We start from the raw sequence: 19,636 nt of genomic DNA on the forward strand, positions 1-19,636 counted from the left end.
TTGGGTACTATTGCTTAGTACCCATATCTTTGGTTACACCGTCAATAGCGACAGTATCGATACCCTCAGCGGTGAACTTAATTAAGATACTGATGTTATTACGGGCAAAAAAGTAATCTTTGTTATCTAAACTGATAACATAATCCCCTTTTACCGCGCCTTTATATTGACGTTTTTCAAGTTTGATTGTGTGTTCGCCAATTTCCCAGCTGAATCCTTCAATAAAGCCATTATTAAATTCTTGCACCCACACTTGTTGCTCGTCTTTTGCTAAAGTAATAGCAATGGAATAGGATTCAGGTAATTGCATATCATAGCTTTTTTTACCTATAGTAAACTTGCTATTTTGTTGCTGCCAAGCAAACCCAAATTGAAACGGCTTTTCAACCCCAGTTGGATAACGTACGTTTCCTTCGCCTGGATAGTTAAAGTCGGCCATCGCGCTGGTACTCATCAATGCTAATACCACACTTAAATAAGAAACTGATTTTTTCATCATTTTTCTACTATTATTTATAATCAGAGAATTTCAGAGTAGAGCAGAATATTCTCCAATGCAATACGCTATGCTACACTCACAAAATTGTTAACTGGTAAGACCTTTATTGTGAACTTATATTTTCGTCTTTTATTATTATTTTTTAAAATCAAACGTAACCGTGATTATCAATCATTGTTAGACACTGTGGATATAGATTACAAAGCGCTGCCAAGTGATTGTGATATTAATTTACATCTTACTAACTCTCGTTATTTAGCAATGATGGATTTAGCTCGCACTTGGATGACTGAGCGAGTTGGCTTGCTTGAAACGATTATGAAAAAACGTTGGTTTCCTATCGTTAACGCCACGGCCATTACTTATATTCGTGATATTAAGCCAATGCAACGCTATACCATTAGCACGCGCTTAGTGGGTTGGGATCATAAGTATTTTTATATTGAGCAAAAATTTCATTCCGAGCGTGGCTTGCATGCGATCGCCTATGTAAGAGGTGTGTTTAAGCGCAAGCGAGGTGTCGTCAGCGTAGAAGAAATGCTAGAGGCGGTAAACTTCGACGGTGTTGTGCCTATATTACCAGCGGAAATTATACACTGGAAAGAAATGTTAGAGCAGAAAAAAATAACAAATCTTCCCAGCTGATTTTACACACACAGATAAAAAGGCCATCAGGCCTTTTTAGAGCATGCTTAAAAAGCGTATTTAACCCCTAACATGGCAACTACAGGGTCAATTTTTACTGTTGAAGTGAGGGCTTGCTTGCCACCGGCATACACAGTTGCATCGGTTTCAATATCCATGATTGATACCATTGCGTGTACGCCCCAGTTTTGATCTAGCATGTAATTGAAGCCTGCTTGAGCTACAAAACCAAATGAATTATCAAGCTTGACTTCAACGTTATCGGTACCCAGTACTGTTTTTAGTGCGGCTGAAGGTTGCTCATCAAAAAACACTGTGTAGTTAATACCCACACCAACGAACGGACGAAATGCTGAAGTGCTTTCTAAAAAGTGATACTGAGCGATTAGTGACGGCGGTAATTGCTTAATATCTGCTATTTTATTGCCAGCTAAACCACCTGCGCCATTAACTTCATGAGAAAAGGGTGTTGCAGCAACCAATTCTAGAACCCACTGATCGTTAAATGCATAGTCAACTGTAATACCTAGTTGTGTATCCGAGCTACCTTTTAAGCCTAAACTTGGATCTTCATTGATCGCTGAGCTGCTATTGTCAGGGTTAACATTAATAGCACCGACATTAACGCTTAAGTTTGCACTGGCGAAAGGAGACGCGATTAAAAGTGAGGTGAGTAACGCTGCGCTAAGTTGTTTTTTCATGCTGTTCTCCGAGAACTACTTTTTTGAATTGACGCTATTATCAGCCAAAAAAAAAATATAAAACTGTTCTAGATCAAGCTTTATAACAGGGTATAAAACGGCGCAGCGTTTGTTTGATTTAGATTAAGGTTTACTTAATTGACGTTTAAAATCGATTGACAGTGCACTCTTTTTTATTGCTATTCATCAATAGGTCAGGAAAATAAGTTATAATTGCTGCTTAAAGCAAGGGTATACAATGAACGAAACCAACCATCTTTTTCTGTCTGGCTCTATTAGCAAAGCACTGTTAAAACTTGCAGTTCCTATTATTCTTATCAACATTTTACAATCTGCCTATCAATTAACCGATGCGTTTTGGGTTGGTCGCTTAGGGGCGGCACAAGTTGCAGCGGTGTCAGTAAGTATGCCGGTGACTTTTTTAGTGATTGCGATTGGCTCTGGACTTGCGATGGCGGGGGCAATTTTGTCAGCGCAATATATGGGGGCTGGCCAACAAGATAAAGTAAACCATGTGGCCGCGCAAACAGTGTTAATGGTGACTGTGACAGCCATTTTTTTAGGAGTTATCGGTTATTTGCTATCGCCTTACTTTTTACATTTACTGGGTGTTGAAGATGCCGTTTATAACGATGCTTTAAAATTTATGCATGTGTCATTTGTGGGGGTGGTATTTGTATTTATTTATGCCATGTTTCAAGCCTTAATGCGGGGTATTGGCCAAACCAAGGTGCCATTGATCATTGTTTCCGTAACCGTGTTGCTAAACTTTGTACTCGATCCATTATTTATTTTTGGTTATGGCAGCTTTACAGGTCTTGGGGTGATGGGGGCAGCGCTGGCTACATTGGTGACACAAAGTTTGGCAGCCATTGCTGGCATTGTTATTTTTATGCGTGGTCGCCATGGTATTAAGCTAAAATTATCAAGTTTCATTCCTGATTACAGTTATATCAAACAAGCGTTTTATTTAGGTGCACCAGGCTCTGTGGAGTTGTCAGCGCGTGCATTTGGTTTGATTATCATGTCTTTTTTAGTGGCTAGTTTTGGCACTCAAACCATTGCTTCTTATGGTGTTGGTTCAAATATATTACAGATGGTGATGATCCCGGCTATGGGACTCTCGATGGCTGTGTCGACCTTGGTCGGACAAAACATGGGCGCAGGTAACCCGCAACGAGCAGAGCAAATTACTAAGTTGGCGGTACTTTGGGGATTATGTGGTTTGTCTTTTATTGGGGCGATTGCATTTATATTTGCACCTTACTTAGTGGCATTTTTTATCCCCGATGATCAAGGTGTGATAGCCAAAGGCGCACAGTTTATTCGTGTTATGTGCTTAACTTGGGGCGGAATAGGCGTGCAATTATGTGTGGTGGCTGCATTTAGAGCATCAGGGAACATGCTTAATGCGATGTTGTTGGCGCTGTTTTCTCAATGCGTAGTACAGTTTCCGGTGGCGTATATTTTGTCAAAACACACACATCTGGGCGATCACGGCATTTGGTACTCGTTTGCTGTCACCAATGTGATCGTCGCATCGCTATCGTATTTGTGGTTTTGTCGTGGTCGTTGGCAACAAACAAAATTGACCAAAGATGATAAAGATATCGCTAAAGTTAGCCAAGAAGCATTCATCGAAGAAGGTGCACACTAATACCAATCGACTTAAATATTTAACCATTCTAGCGCGCTAAATAAAGCGCTAACTGCGTTAGTAATTTTTCATTTAAGACTGCATGGATGCAAGAGGTAGAGCAATGCAGGAGCAATTGCCGAGAACAACTACATGTCAAAATCTCTGCCTTGTTATCACTGTATTTTTCTGTCGCTATAAATGGTCAGTAACTTAAAACGATTAGTATAATCCGTGTTTCATAAAGCGGTCATAAATTCAGGTTGTAATGAATACACTCTCTCTTAATAAGGGTGTTAATTATGACTTTAGCTATCCAATCTCACACCACGAATGATGCAATCCACACTGATACTGTGGTCAGTTACCTTCAAAAGCTGATCCAATTTAAATCTGTTACACCACAGCAAGCCGGGGCAATAGACTGGTTAGCAAAGCAGTTAACAGACTTTGGCTTTAACTGTGAACAGTTTACCTTTAATAATGTTACTAACTTAATAGCTAAAGTAAGCTTTGGTGATGGGCCACGCTATGCTTTTTCGGGGCATATTGATGTGGTCCCCGCATCTGGAGGGGCGTGGCGAGCAGAACCATTTTCAGGTGATATTATTGATGGCGCGATTTATGGCCGAGGCGCTGCTGATATGAAAGGGGGCGTTGCCGCCATGTTATGTGCCAGTCGTGCATTACTAGCTAACGTAGCTGCAAAAAAAGGTACTTTTTACTGGTTGATCACCTCTGATGAAGAAGGGGAGGCGGAATATGGTTCACTACTGATTGCCGAGCGTTTAGCGCAACAGGGCATCCAACTTGACGGCTGCATTGTCGGCGAGCCAACCAGTCATTTGCATGTTGGTGATACAATCAAAAATGGCCGTCGAGGTGCACTCTCTGCGCGGTTAGTGATCAACGGCAAAGCAGGGCATGTTGCTTATCCAGAAAACACCATCAATGCAGCTCATCTTAGTGCAGAAGTAATCAAGCGCTTGACTAGCATAACTTGGCAGCGTGACGAGCCAAGTTCACATACGAGCTTGCAAATAACCGGGATTAATATTGCAAATGTGGTCGATAATATGGTGCCAGCACGATGTGAAATGACATTTAATATTCGTTATAGCCATGGTTATAAAAGCAGTGATATAAAAAATGAGATTCAATTCGCGTTAGACGATTTACAAGCTTTGCTGAGTGTGGAATGGGAGCGTCCGTGTGAGCCTTTTTATACGAGTCATCAAACGCGTCGCTGTTTATTGACTCAAGTTGAACAAGCTATTTTTAATGTGACAGGCAGTTATCCTTTATTAAGTACCAGTGGCGGAACTTCTGATGGGCGGTTTTTTGCCAATGACTACACCCAAGTGATTGAATGCGGGGTACGAAATAATACCATCCACCAAGTTAACGAGCATGTGCCTATTAATGACTTACTAAAAATTGAGAAAATATATACACAGCTTTTAGAGCAGGTATTTAGCCGTATCAGCTGACTATAACGCAAGGCCATCATTAAACTGTTCATTATAAACAGACAATTTCTGACAATGTCCGACAAGCGCTGAGAGATGTCTCGTAAAGGATATGCTAACATTTTTTCAGTAAATTTCGCTATTCGAAATAAAATACTTAGTAATTGATTAATAAAAAATTATTAAAGTAATAACAGCGTTTAGTGCGGTTTTTAGCGTTGATAAAATTAAACATTATGGAGATTGTTATGAGCACCAGTAATAAAGGATTTAGTATTGCACTGTTGTTTGGTGTGGCAGCTGCTTTAAGTGGATGTGGTGAAAGCACGGATGAATTAGATGATAAATTAACCCATCAAGCAAATATGTCTTTCATAAATTCATTGGATTATATGGCTGACTTTCATGTCAAAAAAAGGAGTATTAGCACCGGCTACAGTGGTTTATTCGATAGTGATAACATCGCTGCGGGCGATGTAGAGGCCAATGCTGTGGGTAGTCGCTATAACTACAGTTATAAAGTAATCAATAACATGATTAACTTGGGAGTTAAAGATAGTATCAATGCGAATAAAGAGGAACGCATAAATACAACTTTGAGTAATAACGACGATTTATGGGTAATTGCTTGGCAATCTTCAGGTAAGCGGGCTTTGTCTGTCATTGATAAAAAACAAAACAATACTGCAGATGTATTTAATGTGCGTTTATTTGCCAACGGCGAGTATGATGTGTCAATTGATGATAAAAAAGTATTAACTACAAAAAAGGGCAGTGTCACAGCGTTCTTAGCGGTGAGTAATTGTGCTAATGGCCTAAAAGTTGCCAATCAGGCTATCGATTTATGTGCGGGTAATTTTGGCGCTTCATATTTATTAGTTGTCGATAGTAATGGTAAACGAGTAATGGCTGAAGAATAACTTTAGATTAAAACTCCTCTGGTTAGTGTGAAATAGTTGCTGAGATAGATGTATTATCCACAGTTCAAGTCTCTCAAAGGCGCTACTCCCATGTTGGAGATATAGCGCCATATCCACCTAGAACTACCACGCACTAACTACAAATAAGTAGCCTTTGGAACGGATAGTCTTAATTTTTATTGGGTTACGCGCATTATCACCGAGCTTCTTGCGTAACTGGCTAATATGATTATCAACACCACGTTCAATTCCATCATAGTGATAACCTTTTATTTTTTCAACAATGTCACTACGTGACAGAATAACTCCTGCATTTTTAGCAAGCAGTAGCAGTAGGTCATATTCGCCGTCTGTGAGCTGGATATGTTGCGTTGCTAAAGAGACAGTTCGGTTGTGCGTATTAATGATTAATTGCCCAAACGTTATAGACTCTTTCGTTTGTGGCTTTATGGCGAGTGGATCTGTGGGATGTCCACGTCTTAAAAAAGCTTTAATTTTTGCCAGTAGTAAGCGAGGTTTCACCGGCTTTAATAAATAATCGTCGGCACCAATTTCAAGCCCTACAACCTGATCAATTTCTTCTTCTCGTGCAGTAAACATCAAAATATAGCCGCTGTATGACTGCCTTACTTCGCGGCATACCGTTAAGCCATCCTTGTTCGGTAACATAACGTCAAGCAGCACCAGAGCTGGCTGCCACTGAAGAATACGGGAGACCGCATGCTCGCCATTTGATTCTATTTCAACCTGATAGCCTTCAATCGTTAAATACTCTTGAATTGACTCAGCGAGCGGTAAATCATCTTCTACCACTAAAATCTTTGTTTTCATTTCTTGTTCTCTATGTGGATTATCGATGTGTGCGTTTGGCAGGCCAATTTAGTATGAAACATGCACCACCTAAGCTGGATGGCTCAACACTCGCGGTTCCTTCATGCCAGCCTAAAATTTGTTTAACGATTGCAAGGCCTAGTCCGGTTCCACCGACTTGCAAATTACGACTTTGATCTTCTCGATAGAATGGTTCAAATACCTTCTCAGCACAGGGTAAAGGAATACCATCACCGTTATCAGCAACACAAATCAGCCAGCCTTTTGCGGTTTGTTCATAGCTTACTTGAATATGGTTTCTTCCATACGCTATGGCATTGCGCATTAAATTACTTAATGCACGGCTCATATAAAACTTATCAATCATTGCATGGCAAGCGCCTTGTTCAAGTAAAACAATCTCAGTATCAGGGTTGGCTTCTTGCCAACAGATTAACTCATGTTTTATCCAATGATTAAGTTCAACGGTTGCAAATGTAAGAGTGGGTATTTCGCGCTCAAATCGAGCATGTGTAAGCATTTCTGACACTAATGAATTTAGTTCATTCAAAGATAATTCAATCCGCTCTAGTTGATAGTCATTGGTTGTACTATTTCTAAGTAATTCAACATTGAATTCAATGCGTGCGATGGGAGTTCGCAATTCATGTGATACAGCATTGATCAGAGTTTTATGAGAAGAGATAAGGCGTTGTATTTTTTCGGCCATGGTATTAAACGTTTTGGACAAGTGGTTTAGATGGCTAAAACGAATTAGCTTAGCGCGAGCATCAAATTTACCTTGTCCAAGTAATATCGCCACTTTATTGAGCGATAACATAGAGCGCCAGCCAGGAATTAACCATATTATAATTGGTATAAGCAGAAAAAAGCCGAATATAAAATAAAAGATACTTAACATGTACACCACTTTGCCCTTTAGTTGAGGGCTAAAAGGGCCAAGTACAATTACTTTATCGCTATTTTTGATGCGCTGTACGGCAATGTCGGCGGGATAGCCAATAAAATCAGAATCCGCAGTTGATATGGTCACAATAGCTCCTGTTTTTAATTGGGCTATTTGTTGCTCTGTGTAAGTTAACTCACTCAATGTCATCAGTGCAACGGGATATGTAAAATCATCACTGAGCGAATCAATTATCGACGGCCAGCTCTGCTGTGGGTGTTGCATCAGCATATTATTCAGTAGGTAAAAAGAGCCCATCATCCAACGTTGCGCTTCGTTGATCAGATGCTTAGGAACCGTATTGGGTTTTACAATTACTAATAGCTGTTCGTCATCTATTTTTCGATATGCTAAATCTGCTTGCGGATCACCCCAAATTTTATCCTCTGCGAGCCAAGATTGTTGCTCACTTGAAAAATCATTTTGTTGATAGTCTTGTAAAGTAAGTTCAAAGCCAAAATTAGCTTGTATGGTTTGTAAGTATGCCATTCTCTGGTGTTTAGGTATGGATTGTAATTGTTGTGCAAGAAGATCCGTAGATCCTGATGTTAAAAACTCTAAAGCCCATTTTTCAGTAGGGTATCTGACGTTACTTTCAAAATGAGGTATCACCAATAATTGAATGCTAACTACCGAAAAAATAATGATAAAAGCTAAAAATAGCAGGGACCTTTTCATAGCTGTTCTGTCAACAATTTGTGTACAACCACTTTATCATATCTGCACATAAAAACTACTTTTGATAGCATACAGCGAGCGCAAATTCACGTTACGGATCAAAAGTAGGTTTAGTAAATAAGCTAGATGGCTGGTCGCTGTTATTTTATACACCTTTGCGTTCTTAGTTCTTTCCTAAATATCTTTTTGCTTTGCCTGCTTTTACTTTTTCAAGATCAACAAGCACTAAGCCATCAATACAATTATTGAAATCAGGATCAACACTAAAACTTAAAAACTGTACGCCGCCAGGCTCACATAGTTCGGTGTATTGTTTAAATAAAGTGGGTACTTGGGCACCCATGTTTGCGAGCACATGTTTGAGCTCAACAAAGTCTTCTTTGACATCATTACCGCTAAATAGATTTGCGCACTGTATGAGTTGCTGCTCTGTGAGTTTGAACTCATTATTAGGTGTAGCTATGACCTGCTTAGCGCCGTAATAATGCTGATAATAATGAACTAACATGGCTTTGGCAGGTTCTGGCAACGCGTTCGAGACACTGACTGCGCCGTAGAGGTAGCGATACTGAGGATAATTTTTCACAAACGCGCCAATCCCATACCATAAATAATCAAGACTTTTACGACCCCAGTATTTAGGTTGTACAAAGCTGCGACCCAGTTCAATACCTGCAGCAAAGTAAGGAGTCATTGCATCACTGTAAGAAAATAAGCTATCAGTATATAAACCTTTGCGGCCGTGTTTATCAATAATAGCTTGAGCACAAGCAAGTCGGTATGCGCCAACCAATTCAAGTTGTGAGCCGTCCCATAAAACCAAGTGCTGATAATCCATATCGTACTTATCAATATCACGACGCTTACCACTGCCTTCACCAACAGTGCGAAACGAAATCTCTCGTAACCGGCCAAGCTCTCTGAAAATCGCTGAGCTGCCTTGATATTGATAAAGGTATATCTGCATGCCGTCTTGAGTTGTGCCTAATAGCTCACATTGTTCGATGGCTTTTTTTAGTTCCTTGCGGCATTCTGAGGAAGCGATGGGTGCTTGTGTTTTAAGCGGTAAGGTTTTCTTTGAGGTAAGTGCATAAAGCTGCTTACGGATCAGATTGACTACTTCTTTGTCTTTAAGGTTTTCAATTAAATAAGACTCTGGAGGTATCGATGCGCCTATTTCAAACTCTAATGATTTTTGTCGTTGTTTAAACATTTCTTTAACCAGTAATAAACTCGCTAAAGGCTTGTAAATCATCGATGTGCCATAAAAAAGTGGGCTATTTTTGGCTTTAATAAAAATCGGTAAAATTGGCGCATTGGCTTTTTTTGCGATCCGTAAAAAACCACTATTCCACTTGCAATCTTTAATTCCGGTAGGGCTTAAACGCGACACTTCACCTGCTGGGAAAATGAGAATGGCCCCAGCTTCTTTAAGGTGCTGGTGGATATTATTGAGTTCTTGCTTTTTACTGTCACCCGATAAATTATCGACCGGCAGTAATAATGAGTGCATTGGCGTAACTGACATTAACATGCGATTGGCAACGACCTTTAAATCCTTACGAACACTTGATAATACTTTAATTAATGCCAGTGCATCTAAAGAGCCAATAGGGTGGTTAGCAACAATAACTAACTTACCTTCGCTAGGAATATTCTCAATCTGCTTTGGCTTGTAGCGAGTATCAAAATCTAGTTCATCCAACACTTGCTCAACAAACTCAATGCCTTGTAAGTGCGGGTAGGCATCACCAAATGCAACAAATTCTTGTTCGTGAAGCAAATAACCTAACCCTTTTTTAACTAAACTTTTTACTTTAGGTGAGTTTTCTAATTGTGGTAGATTTGCTGCGATTACTTTATCAACACTGATCATAATTACCTCGTTTGCATATGGTGATCAATATATCGCCAGAGTAAAAGCTTGCCATGACAATTAGGTTGCAGTTGTGTGACTTTTTAAAGAGCCGAGCAGTAATTCGATTAGATTATATGTTTTAACAAAGGTTATACTCTTTGCAAATCAACAACTCTATAGGCATAACATGAACGTACTCGTTGCGATTAGTGGACGTGATTGCAGTAAAATTATTACTGCGTTAGCGACTAAATTACCCGATGTAAAAATTTCACAGTGGCCAGATTGTGATAACTTAGAGGATGTTGAATTTGTGCTTGCTTGGCTGGCACCTGCAGATATGTGGGCACAACTACCAAATTTAAAAGTAGTTTCTTCATTTGGCGCAGGGGTCGATAGCATTGATTTAAACTTACTCCCTGACAATGTCGTTGTGACACGCATCGTTGATGAAAATTTAGCTCATGATATGGCAGAGTATGTGCTTACCCATATTTTAGCGCATAAGTTAAGGCTTAAAGACTATGTGATTAAGCAACAACAACGACAATGGCTGCCAAAACGCGCTTATAGTCATAATCATGTTGTGATTTTAGGTTTTGGTGAGTTAGGACAAAGCTGCGCTAAACGTTTACTGGCTAATAATTTTACCGTAAGTGCATTTTCACAAAACCCTAAAAATATACCCGAAGTAAATTGTATTCATCAAGCAAGTGAGTTACCGAGTTTGTTAGCACAAGCTGATTATCTCGTGTGTTTATTTCCACTAACCACGCAAACGAAGGGCTTTATTAATCGCAACTTATTAATGCAGCTACCAAGTCATGCCGTGCTCATCAATGTAGCGCGAGGCCAGCACGTCGTTGCAGACGATTTACTTTGGGCATTAGATAATCAAATTATAAGAGGAGCAACATTGGATGTTTTTGCACAAGAGCCATTAGCTGCAGAGCATCCTTTTTGGCATCATTCAGCGGTTACAATGACTCCCCATTGCGCGGCATTGTCTGATCTGGAAACTGTAACGCAGCAGATTGCTAATAATGTACAACGTATGAAAACAGGCCTTAAATTAAATAATCAGGTTGATAGAACAAAAGGTTATTAAAAGTTCAGCGACAATAGCGTAGTACATCTTGTTAACATCTGTAATTTTAGTTAGTCTAGGTAATTCAAAAAACACTAACAATAATAATAAGGTGTACAATGAAACAGCATCAAACAGGCGTTAAATTTAGCATTATCGTTATTTCAGTGGTCTTAATGGGTGTGTCTGCATGGTTTAATCAAGCTAATGCAAGTGAACAAGCCCCCGTTTTACAAAGCCAAACAGAATAAATAGAACCAACAATTGATATCGAAGCCGGGTTAGCGTTTACTATGACGCTCCCGGTTCTCACTCTTCTTCTCATCACTTTTTTTAATTAACACATAGCTTGCACCACTGCCACCATGATGCCTAAGCGCACTATGAAAGGCTAATACGCAGTCAATTTCTTGTAGCCATTTATTGGTATAACTTTTTAACACCCCAGGGATCTTTTTATTTTTGATACCAGTGCCGTGGCGGATCACTACCACACGAATATTACTTTTTTGGCAATCAGTTATAAATTCAAATAAGGCTTGGCGTGCGTTTTTTAGTGTTTGGCCATGTAAGTCAAGTGTCGCATCAAGCTGATACTTAGCTAATCGAAGATTTTTAAATACAGCATCTTGCACTCCCGCATTTTTATAACTCAATAGTGCATTAGGCTCTAATAGCTCGACTAATTCACTACGTAGATAATTTTCATCGATGTTTAAATTTAATTCTGCGGCTTTGCGTTTTTGTTGCTGGGCTAAAGAGGGGCCAGTTAAGTGTTGTGATGGTTCGATCGTATCGTGATCTAGGCGAGCAACGTCTTCCATAGACGTTAAAAATAAATCAGAGTCAGTTAAAGGCATAGTGATACCCAAAGTAGCATAATACGCCGATGATTTTAACTTAGTTCATTTTGCTGCCCAAGTTCTATTCGCGCAAAAAAATACCCTACCGAGCAAAGCCCGGTAGGGTACATAAAATTATCTAGGGAGAGATATTAATTTTGCGGCACATTTAATTGCCCAAAGGTATAAACCTTGAACAAGTAAAACGTGTTTATCAACACTAAACTCATGTTTGAAATAACACTCGACGACATTAAATCCAAGCTAAATGACAAAAACAGTAAAGCACAGGCGCTGATCGCCGCTACACGCAGTATTGTTAATTGATTGATAAAAAACGCCCCTAATCCTAGGGCTAACAGGATAATATTTAAAAGCCAATCTAGCTCGTTTAGCATGGTTGTATCGTTGTTCAAGTGTTGAAAAAAGGAGCGCCATTATGTTGATATTTTGCGCACCTTTCAACCAAGTAATTTTATATTTTCAGATTAGTTTTTTTAATCCAAAATTAATTTTTGTAATGCAGAAAAAAAGCCGGCTTGTTCGGTTACTCGATATTTTTGACAAGTATCTGGTTGCTTATTGTTTTGACATAAATAAAGGCTATTACGCGCTAAATCGGCATTTGGCTGCAAATTTGAGTCAAATAACATGGCGCCATAACCAAACAGTCCCGGCCAATATACACTTTGCGTTACTAATCCTAATTTTTCATAGGTTAATAACTGTGGTTTGGGGATAACTAAAATAGCAAACACAATAACACCCGCTACAATAATGCCTGTGCGGCTTTTTTTTGTTTCAGCTAATTCACTACTAGCAGTTTGTGTTTGTGCTTGCGTGACGTTTGCCTGAGCAGGCGCTTTTCGCTTGTTAGTTGGTGCCGTTGGTTTTTTTCGTTGAGGCGTTTTTCCTAGCAAGGATTGTTTTTTTATATTATTTGACATAAAGCAAATCTGGCCTTTTAAGCAGAGCTCTCTATAATGAGATTATTAAATTAGAAAAAGTTATTAAGCATAATAACTTAAACCTAGTTCATAACCTACGGGGATCAACAATGAATACGCAGCTTTCAATTTTAATAGTGGATGATGTGGGAACAGTGCGCAGCTTTCTCCATCAAACATTAATGCACTTAGGTATTGAAAATGTTAGAGAAGCGTCGACAGCTGCGCAATGTATAAGTGCTTGCCAAGCGGCCGATTATAATATTATTTTTTTAGATATTGAGTTGCCAGACGGTGATGGTAAAGAGATTATCGCGCAGATCAATGAAATAAACCCACAAACTAATGTCGTTATGGTATCGGCTCACTCAACGGTTGAGAATGTTAAAGATGCAATCGATAAAGGGGCTAAAGGATTTGTGGTAAAACCATTTACACCGAAGAAAATAGCGGCAATGTTGAAAAAGTTTTATCCAGAATTAGACGTTGTTTAACGCAACAACAGTGTTTAAATAATTTAAGCGTTAAATGATAGATATAAAAAAACCGGTCAAGACCGGTTTTTTATATTCTAGCAAAAACAAATTATAGCGCTTTGATCTTAGCTGCTATGCGGCTCTTATGACGAGCTGCTTTGTTTTTGTGAATTAGACCTTTAGTTGCATAACGGTCTAAAATAGGTGTAGCAACTGCGAAAGCTTGCTGTGCAGCTTCCTTGTCGCCCGCTTCAATAGCAACAACTACTTTTTTGAAGTATGTACGCATCATTGAACGACGGCTTGCGTTATGCTGACGGTTTTTTTCGCTAGTGATAGCGCGTTTTTTTGCAGACTTGATGTTAGCCAAGGTTTGCTCCTAACAATCTTAAAATAAGCTTAATTTAAAGGCCGTGGAATATGCCTTTTTTAATCGGGAATGTCAATAAAAATTTGACATACCAAGAAAAACTGCTCCTATATAACGAACATCAATTTGCCGCTCTAGCACAGTTAATACCGCTATTGTAACAAAGGCGGTGAGTTCAGCCTAGTGCTTTAGAGCGATTTATAAAAAAGACTGTGGCATAATTGGTTTTATCGTTGGTTTTAAAGCAGGTTTAGTGTGGCAAAAGGATTATTTCGTTCCGGTATGATTGTAAGTGCAATGACAATGATATCGCGTGTTTTAGGATTAGTGCGAGATGCTGTTGTCGCAAATTTACTTGGCGCAGGTGCTGCCGCCGACGTTTTTTTATTTGCTAATCGCATTCCCAACTTTTTACGCCGCTTATTTGCTGAAGGGGCATTTGCGCAAGCATTTGTGCCCGTTTTGTCGGAAATTAAACAGCAACAAGGAGACGACAAAGTCAGGCTGTTTGTTGCTCAAGCCGCTGGCACACTTGGTACTATTTTATTGGTTGTAACTATAATCGGTGTAATTGCATCGCCAATTATTGCAGCACTATTTGGTACTGGGTGGTTTATTGAGTGGTGGCAAGGTGGCCCAGACGGTGAAAAATTTGTATTAGCCAGTAGTTTACTTAAGCTAACGTTCCCTTATTTATTTTTTGTAAGTCTTGTTGCACTCAGTGGCGCGGTGATGAATGTTTATAATCGTTTTGCTGTTGCGGCCTTTACGCCAGTGCTGTTGAATATTTCGATTATTGCCTGTGCAATCTTATTACACGATAAATTCTCGGTTGGTGCTTATTCGCTAGCCATTGGTGTGTTTGTCGGTGGAGTGGTGCAGTTATTGTTTCAATTGCCGTTTCTGTACCGAGCGAAAATGCTCAGTAAACCACGTTGGGCCTGGCAGGACGAAAATGTAAAAAAAGTCCGTAAGTTAATGTTACCGGCGTTGTTTGGGGTATCTATTAGTCAAATTAATCTACTGCTTGATACCATGATAGCGTCATTGTTAATGACAGGGTCAATTGCTTGGTTATATTATTCTGACCGGCTAATCGAATTTCCACTGGGGTTATTTGGCATTGGTATCGCGACGGTTATTTTACCTGCGCTATCTAAATTACATAGCAGCGAAAAAAGCAGCGATTTTCAGCACACCTTAGACTGGGGAGTGCGGTTTGTGATCTTTTTAGGCTTACCTGCGATGATTGGTTTGATGATCATTAGCCCGTTAATCATCTCTGTGCTATTTGATCATGGCGCGTTTAGTCAAGGTGATGTCGATCATGTTCAGGCCGTGAGTTTAGGGGTGATGGCTTACTCTGTTGGGCTTGTCAGTTTTATGTTGATCAAAGTTTTAGCGCCGGGATTTTATGCACGTCAAGACACTAAAACTCCGGTGCGTATTGGCATTATTACGCTGGTGTTGAACATGGTTTTTAATATTATGTTAGCACCGTTTATAGGTTACTTAGGATTGGCGCTTGCGACTTCAATGTCGGCCAGTTGTAATGCGTATCTGCTTTATCGTCAATTAAGCAAAGAGCAGGTTTATCAGTTTTCGCGTTTTAGTTTATTGTTTACCTGCAAATGTTTGCTCGCCGCTTTATTGATGGGGGTTGTAGTTTGGTACGCTGCGACACAGTTTTTATGGCGTCAGTGGCATTTTAGTGAGCAAGTTGTTTTATTGATAGGTTTACTCGCTCTGGCAGGGGGGGTGTACTTTTTAGTGTTGTTTTTACTCGGGGTAAGACTAAATACCATAAAAAACGTTGTTAGTGCTCAATCAGACTAAAAAAATCAACTGAAACTCGCATCTTGAGGTGGTTTGGGTATAATCGGTGATTCTGTAACCCAAGTGAAATTTTACTCGGTACATAACGCTTACAAAGGCATTAGGTGGCATGGAGTTAATTAGAGGTATCCACAATATTCGCACACAGCATTATGGTTGTGTGTTGACCATTGGTAATTTTGATGGTGTGCACTTAGGTCATGGTGAAGTACTCAATGGATTACTCAATGACGCTAAAAAATATAACTTACCGAGTACGGTAATGTTATTTGAGCCTCAGCCACAAGAGTTTTTTGCCAAAGATAATGCGCCAGCTCGATTAACGCGGTTACGCGATAAGCTAGGTCTGTTAGCAAAGTTAGGCGTTGAACGGGTAATTTGTATTAGTTTTAATCAGCAATTTGCCAATATGGAAGCAGAGCAATTTGTAACAGAGATACTGATCAACAAGTTGGGTGTCAAAGCGCTAACCGTAGGTGATGATTTTCGCTTTGGTAAAAGACGTCAAGGTGACTTTAATTTACTAAAAAAAATGGGCCTCGCGGCTCATATGGATGTAAAAAGCACCGCGAGTTTTCGGCAATTAAATGCTAGAGTAAGCAGCACCTTGATCCGCCAAGCATTAGCTGAAGGTCAGTTAGCGCAAGCCAAAGCGATGCTAGGTCATGATTACGCAATATCAGGGCGAGTGATTCATGGCTGGAAACGCGGTCGTGAATTAGGGTTTAGGACTGCAAATATTGCGTTAAAGCGGCAAGTATGCCCTGTAAATGGGGTGTTTGCGGTACAAGTAACGTTAAACGATAAAACAGTGTATGGGGTTGCAAATATTGGCAACAAACCCACATTTAATGGAACACGCGCATTATTAGAAGTTCATCTGTTCGACTTTGCGCAAGATATTTATGGACAGTTTATGCACGTGGAGTTAATTAAAAAGCTTCGCGATGAGAAAAAATTCGAGACATTAACACAATTGACGGCACAAATAGCAACTGATGTTGCTGCCGCTAAACAGTGTTTTGGTTTAAATTAGGTAGCCGATACGGAAACTAGGATTAATGAGCGACTACAAGCATACTTTGAATTTACCGGAAACGACGTTTCCAATGCGCGGCAATTTGGCACAACGTGAGCCAAAAATGCTTAAGACATGGTATGAAGACGACCTGTACGGTCAAATTCGCAACGCTAAGAAAGGTAAAAAAACCTTTATTTTGCATGACGGCCCTCCGTATGCGAACGGCGATATCCATTTAGGTCATTCAGTAAATAAAATTCTAAAAGATATTATTGTTAAATCAAAAACCTTATCTGATTTTGATGCGCCTTACGTACCTGGTTGGGATTGCCATGGTCTACCGATTGAATTAATGGTAGAGAAAAAAGTGGGTAAGCCTGGCGTGAAAGTCACGGCTGCAGAATTCCGTGAGAAATGTCGTGAATACGCGAAAAAACAAGTTGAAGGCCAAAAAGTTGATTTTAAACGTTTAGGCGTATTTGCTGATTGGGATAAGCCTTACTTAACCATGAATTTTGACTTCGAAGCAAACGCAATTCGTGTGCTTGGACGTATCATCGAAAAAGGCCATTTACACAAAGGCGCTAAGCCTGTGCATTGGTGTACTGATTGTGGTTCTGCTTTGGCCGAGGCTGAGGTTGAATATCAAGATAAGCAATCACCAGCGATTGATGTGCGTTTTGAGTTTGTTGATCAAGCAGCCGTTGTTAGTGCCTTTGATTTAAAAGCCGATCATGAAGGTAAAGGTACTGTCAGTACAGTGATCTGGACAACTACACCATGGACACTGCCAGCTAACCGTGCGGTTGCCGTGCATGCTGAACTAGAATATGCCTTAGTGCAAGTTGATGATGACGGCGCGCAGCAGCGTTTGATTATAGGGTCAGAGCTAGTTAAAGATGCAATGGATCGCTACGGCTTTAAGCACTTTCACGTATTAGGTTATGTAACGGGTTCAGCACTTGAAAATTTACAAGTGGCACATCCATTTTACGATTTTAATGTACCAGTGATTGTGGCCGATCATGTTACTACTGACTCTGGTACGGGTATCGTGCATACAGCACCTGGCCACGGTCAAGAAGATTTCGTGGCAGGTCTACAATACGGCTTAGAAGTGGCTAACCCGGTTGGTGCAAATGGTGTTTATTTACCTGACACTGAGCTTTTTGCAGGTCAACATGTATTCAAAGCCAATGCGAGTGTAGTTGATGTGCTGACTGAGCGTAATGCGCTTATGCATCACCATGCCTTAACGCACAGTTACCCGCATTGCTGGCGTCATAAAACGCCAATTATTTTCCGTGCAACGCCGCAGTGGTTCATTAGTATGGATCAAGCTAATTTGCGCCAAGATTCATTAAAAGAGATTAAAAACACTCAGTGGTTGCCAGAATGGGGCGAAAGCCGCATAGCAAACATGGTTGAAGGTCGCCCAGATTGGTGTATTTCGCGTCAACGTACTTGGGGTGTTCCAATTGCACTGTTTGTTGATAAAGACACCGGTGCTCTTCATCCTGATGCTCAAGCTTTGATTGAAAAAGCAGCCCTGCTGGTTGAAAAATCCGGTATTCAAGCATGGTATGACTTAGAGCCTGCAACTTTACTTGGTGAAGCTGATGCTCAGCAATACATGAAAGTGCAAGATACATTAGATGTATGGTTTGATTCTGGTGTAACGCACGCCTGTGTGGTTGATGCTCGCGAAGATTTAGTTGGTCCAGCTGATTTATACTTAGAAGGCTCAGATCAACACCGCGGTTGGTTTATGTCATCAATGATGACGTCAGTGGCAATTAATGGTCATGCACCATATCGTCAAGTGCTAACTCACGGTTTCACTGTTGATGAAAACGGCCGTAAGATGTCAAAATCGCTAGGTAACGTTATTTCACCACAGAATGTGATGAATAAACTCGGTGCAGATATTTTACGCTTGTGGGTTGCTTCAACTGATTACACTGCAGAAATGACCGTATCAGATGAAATCTTCAACCGTTCTGCGGATCGCTACCGTCGTATTCGTAACACTAGCCGTTACTTACTCGCTAACTTAAGTGGTTTTGATCCTAAAACTGACCAAGTAGCTATTGATGACATGGTTGAACTTGATCGTTGGATTGTTGGCCGTGCGGCGCAATTACAAGATGAAATTTTGGCGGCTTACGAAAGTTACCAAATGCTCCAAGTAACGCAAAAGCTAATGAATTTCTGTACTGGTGAGCTTGGTTCATTCTATTTAGATGTGATCAAAGACCGTCAATACACAGCGAAAAGTGATAGTCATGCCCGTCGTTCATGTCAAACAGCTCTATATCATATTGCCGAAGCTATGACTCGCTGGATGGCGCCAATCATGAGCTTTACCGCACAAGAGATTTGGCAAGCACTGCCAGGTGAACGTGACCAATATGTGTTTACTTCAGTTTGGTATGATGGCTTAAAAGCGGTTGGCGAAGGCCAGTTTAGTAATGACGATTGGTTAACGATTCTAAACGTGCGTGATGAAGTAAACCGTGTGTTAGAAGGTGCACGTAAAGAAGACGTGATCGGTGCGACACTACAAGCTAATGTGAATATTTTTGCCAATGCAGAGCTTGCAGCTAAATTAGCAGCTTTGGGTGATGAGCTTCGCTTTGTATTCTTAACATCTAACGTTACTGTTACAGCTGTTGATGCACAACCAGATGCAACTCAAACAACTGAAATTGAAGGCTTATACATCAGCGTATCAGCTACCGATGCACAAAAGTGCGAACGTTGTTGGCATTACTGTGATGATGTAGGTGCAAATCCTGCGCATCCAGAAATTTGTGGTCGTTGTGTTAGCAACGTAGATGGCGAAGGCGAAACACGCCAATTCGCATAGGAGTA

At 40.3% G+C, this 19,636-nt stretch carries 19 protein-coding genes; 10 read left to right on the forward strand and 9 right to left on the reverse strand.

Annotated features, from left to right (window positions below; all coding sequences use genetic code 11):
- Positions 1-7 precede the first annotated feature (7 nt).
- Positions 8-499: a hypothetical protein gene (locus H5154_RS00710; RefSeq protein ID WP_404674458.1), complete on the reverse strand. Its 492-nt coding sequence runs from the start codon at positions 497-499 to the stop codon at positions 8-10.
- Positions 500-607: 108 nt separating this feature from the next.
- Here H5154_RS00710 and H5154_RS00715 point away from each other — a divergent pair, with 108 nt between their 5' ends.
- Positions 608-1,144, forward strand: coding sequence for a thioesterase family protein (locus H5154_RS00715; RefSeq protein WP_182717070.1), 537 nt, complete (start codon positions 608-610; stop codon positions 1,142-1,144).
- A gap of 47 nt (positions 1,145-1,191) precedes the next feature.
- Here the strand turns inward: H5154_RS00715 and H5154_RS00720 are convergent, their stop codons facing one another.
- Positions 1,192-1,845, reverse strand: a complete 654-nt coding sequence (locus tag H5154_RS00720) for an OmpW family protein (RefSeq protein WP_149980817.1) — start codon at positions 1,843-1,845, stop codon at positions 1,192-1,194.
- A gap of 238 nt (positions 1,846-2,083) precedes the next feature.
- Between H5154_RS00720 and H5154_RS00725 the strand changes: the two genes are divergently transcribed.
- The 3 genes from H5154_RS00725 to H5154_RS00735 all read left to right on the forward strand — a co-directional run bounded on the left by H5154_RS00725 (position 2,084) and on the right by H5154_RS00735 (position 5,870).
- A complete protein-coding gene (locus H5154_RS00725; protein WP_182717071.1) occupies positions 2,084-3,502 on the forward strand; it encodes an MATE family efflux transporter in 1,419 nt (472 codons plus the stop codon).
- Between the two features lie 281 nt (positions 3,503-3,783).
- Positions 3,784-4,971, forward strand: a complete 1,188-nt coding sequence (gene dapE, locus H5154_RS00730) for a succinyl-diaminopimelate desuccinylase (protein WP_182717072.1) — start codon at positions 3,784-3,786, stop codon at positions 4,969-4,971.
- 227 nt (positions 4,972-5,198) lie between these two features.
- Complete coding sequence (locus tag H5154_RS00735) at positions 5,199-5,870, forward strand: hypothetical protein (RefSeq protein WP_182717073.1); 672 nt, start codon at positions 5,199-5,201, stop codon at positions 5,868-5,870.
- A 123-nt stretch (positions 5,871-5,993) separates the two neighbouring features.
- On the opposite strand, the gene H5154_RS00740 is transcribed toward H5154_RS00735, so the two are convergent.
- The 3 genes from H5154_RS00740 to H5154_RS00750 all read right to left on the reverse strand — a co-directional run bounded on the left by H5154_RS00740 (position 5,994) and on the right by H5154_RS00750 (position 10,201).
- Positions 5,994-6,701: a response regulator transcription factor gene (locus H5154_RS00740; protein ID WP_182717074.1), complete on the reverse strand. Its 708-nt coding sequence runs from the start codon at positions 6,699-6,701 to the stop codon at positions 5,994-5,996.
- A 19-nt stretch (positions 6,702-6,720) separates the two neighbouring features.
- Entirely contained in the window at positions 6,721-8,325 is a 1,605-nt protein-coding gene (locus H5154_RS00745) for an ATP-binding protein (protein WP_182717075.1), read from the reverse strand.
- A gap of 163 nt (positions 8,326-8,488) precedes the next feature.
- The gene (locus H5154_RS00750; RefSeq protein WP_182717076.1) at positions 8,489-10,201 is read right to left on the reverse strand and encodes a lysophospholipid acyltransferase family protein; all 1,713 of its coding nucleotides are present in this window, start codon (positions 10,199-10,201) and stop codon (positions 8,489-8,491) included.
- A 169-nt stretch (positions 10,202-10,370) separates the two neighbouring features.
- Between H5154_RS00750 and H5154_RS00755 the strand changes: the two genes are divergently transcribed.
- Positions 10,371-11,291, forward strand: coding sequence for a glyoxylate/hydroxypyruvate reductase A (locus H5154_RS00755; protein ID WP_182717077.1), 921 nt, complete (start codon positions 10,371-10,373; stop codon positions 11,289-11,291).
- A 98-nt stretch (positions 11,292-11,389) separates the two neighbouring features.
- Positions 11,390-11,521 carry a hypothetical protein gene (locus H5154_RS23515; RefSeq protein ID WP_257325490.1) on the forward strand — a complete coding sequence of 44 codons (132 nt, stop codon included), beginning with the start codon at positions 11,390-11,392 and terminating at the stop codon, positions 11,519-11,521.
- A 30-nt stretch (positions 11,522-11,551) separates the two neighbouring features.
- On the opposite strand, the gene smrA is transcribed toward H5154_RS23515, so the two are convergent.
- The 3 genes from smrA to H5154_RS00770 all read right to left on the reverse strand — a co-directional run bounded on the left by smrA (position 11,552) and on the right by H5154_RS00770 (position 13,059).
- On the reverse strand, positions 11,552-12,130 hold the full coding sequence (gene smrA / locus H5154_RS00760) for a DNA endonuclease SmrA (protein WP_182717078.1): 579 nt from the start codon (positions 12,128-12,130) through the stop codon (positions 11,552-11,554).
- Between the two features lie 134 nt (positions 12,131-12,264).
- Complete coding sequence (locus tag H5154_RS23520; RefSeq protein ID WP_145237284.1) at positions 12,265-12,510, reverse strand: hypothetical protein; 246 nt, start codon at positions 12,508-12,510, stop codon at positions 12,265-12,267.
- 99 nt (positions 12,511-12,609) lie between these two features.
- Positions 12,610-13,059 (reverse strand): hypothetical protein, encoded by a 450-nt coding sequence (locus H5154_RS00770; protein WP_182717079.1) that lies wholly within the window; start codon positions 13,057-13,059, stop codon positions 12,610-12,612.
- 110 nt (positions 13,060-13,169) lie between these two features.
- Between H5154_RS00770 and H5154_RS00775 the strand changes: the two genes are divergently transcribed.
- Positions 13,170-13,553 (forward strand): response regulator, encoded by a 384-nt coding sequence (locus tag H5154_RS00775; protein ID WP_145237278.1) that lies wholly within the window; start codon positions 13,170-13,172, stop codon positions 13,551-13,553.
- 91 nt (positions 13,554-13,644) lie between these two features.
- Here H5154_RS00775 and rpsT read toward each other — a convergent pair whose 3' ends face one another.
- Positions 13,645-13,905 carry a 30S ribosomal protein S20 gene (gene rpsT, locus H5154_RS00780; RefSeq protein ID WP_145237275.1) on the reverse strand — a complete coding sequence of 87 codons (261 nt, stop codon included), beginning with the start codon at positions 13,903-13,905 and terminating at the stop codon, positions 13,645-13,647.
- Between the two features lie 297 nt (positions 13,906-14,202).
- On the opposite strand from rpsT, the gene murJ reads away from it, so the two are divergent.
- The 3 genes from murJ (at position 14,203) to ileS (ending at position 19,631) form a co-directional block, all read left to right on the forward strand.
- Complete coding sequence (murJ, locus tag H5154_RS00785; RefSeq protein ID WP_404699110.1) at positions 14,203-15,741, forward strand: murein biosynthesis integral membrane protein MurJ; 1,539 nt, start codon at positions 14,203-14,205, stop codon at positions 15,739-15,741.
- Between the two features lie 109 nt (positions 15,742-15,850).
- A complete protein-coding gene (ribF, locus tag H5154_RS00790) occupies positions 15,851-16,777 on the forward strand; it encodes a bifunctional riboflavin kinase/FAD synthetase (RefSeq protein WP_182717080.1) in 927 nt (308 codons plus the stop codon).
- Positions 16,778-16,802: 25 nt separating this feature from the next.
- Positions 16,803-19,631: an isoleucine--tRNA ligase gene (gene ileS, locus H5154_RS00795; protein WP_182717081.1), complete on the forward strand. Its 2,829-nt coding sequence runs from the start codon at positions 16,803-16,805 to the stop codon at positions 19,629-19,631.
- Positions 19,632-19,636: the final 5 nt, after the last annotated feature.

Origin of the sequence: Pseudoalteromonas sp. SR44-5 (assembly GCF_014163675.1) — a bacterium.
In the GTDB taxonomy this organism is placed as follows: Bacteria; Pseudomonadota; Gammaproteobacteria; order Enterobacterales; family Alteromonadaceae; genus Pseudoalteromonas; species Pseudoalteromonas rhizosphaerae.

Excerpts from the sequence above, each read along its gene's own strand:
- H5154_RS00710 (WP_404674458.1), bottom strand. The coding sequence starts at position 499 with ATGATGAAAAAATCAGTTTCTTATTTAAGTGTGGTATTAGCATTGATG.
- H5154_RS00720 (WP_149980817.1), bottom strand. The coding sequence starts at position 1,845 with ATGAAAAAACAACTTAGCGCAGCGTTACTCACCTCACTTTTAATCGCG.
- H5154_RS00725 (WP_182717071.1), top strand. The coding sequence starts at position 2,084 with ATGAACGAAACCAACCATCTTTTTCTGTCTGGCTCTATTAGCAAAGCA.
- dapE (WP_182717072.1), top strand. The coding sequence starts at position 3,784 with ATGACTTTAGCTATCCAATCTCACACCACGAATGATGCAATCCACACT.
- H5154_RS00735 (WP_182717073.1), top strand. The coding sequence starts at position 5,199 with ATGAGCACCAGTAATAAAGGATTTAGTATTGCACTGTTGTTTGGTGTG.
- H5154_RS00740 (WP_182717074.1), bottom strand. The coding sequence starts at position 6,701 with ATGAAAACAAAGATTTTAGTGGTAGAAGATGATTTACCGCTCGCTGAG.
- H5154_RS00745 (WP_182717075.1), bottom strand. The coding sequence starts at position 8,325 with ATGAAAAGGTCCCTGCTATTTTTAGCTTTTATCATTATTTTTTCGGTA.
- H5154_RS00750 (WP_182717076.1), bottom strand. The coding sequence starts at position 10,201 with ATGATCAGTGTTGATAAAGTAATCGCAGCAAATCTACCACAATTAGAA.
- H5154_RS00755 (WP_182717077.1), top strand. The coding sequence starts at position 10,371 with ATGAACGTACTCGTTGCGATTAGTGGACGTGATTGCAGTAAAATTATT.
- H5154_RS23515 (WP_257325490.1), top strand. The coding sequence starts at position 11,390 with ATGAAACAGCATCAAACAGGCGTTAAATTTAGCATTATCGTTATTTCA.
- smrA (WP_182717078.1), bottom strand. The coding sequence starts at position 12,130 with ATGCCTTTAACTGACTCTGATTTATTTTTAACGTCTATGGAAGACGTT.
- H5154_RS23520 (WP_145237284.1), bottom strand. The coding sequence starts at position 12,510 with ATGCTAAACGAGCTAGATTGGCTTTTAAATATTATCCTGTTAGCCCTA.
- H5154_RS00770 (WP_182717079.1), bottom strand. The coding sequence starts at position 13,059 with ATGTCAAATAATATAAAAAAACAATCCTTGCTAGGAAAAACGCCTCAA.
- H5154_RS00775 (WP_145237278.1), top strand. The coding sequence starts at position 13,170 with ATGAATACGCAGCTTTCAATTTTAATAGTGGATGATGTGGGAACAGTG.
- murJ (WP_404699110.1), top strand. The coding sequence starts at position 14,203 with ATGACAATGATATCGCGTGTTTTAGGATTAGTGCGAGATGCTGTTGTC.
- ribF (WP_182717080.1), top strand. The coding sequence starts at position 15,851 with ATGGAGTTAATTAGAGGTATCCACAATATTCGCACACAGCATTATGGT.
- ileS (WP_182717081.1), top strand. The coding sequence starts at position 16,803 with ATGAGCGACTACAAGCATACTTTGAATTTACCGGAAACGACGTTTCCA.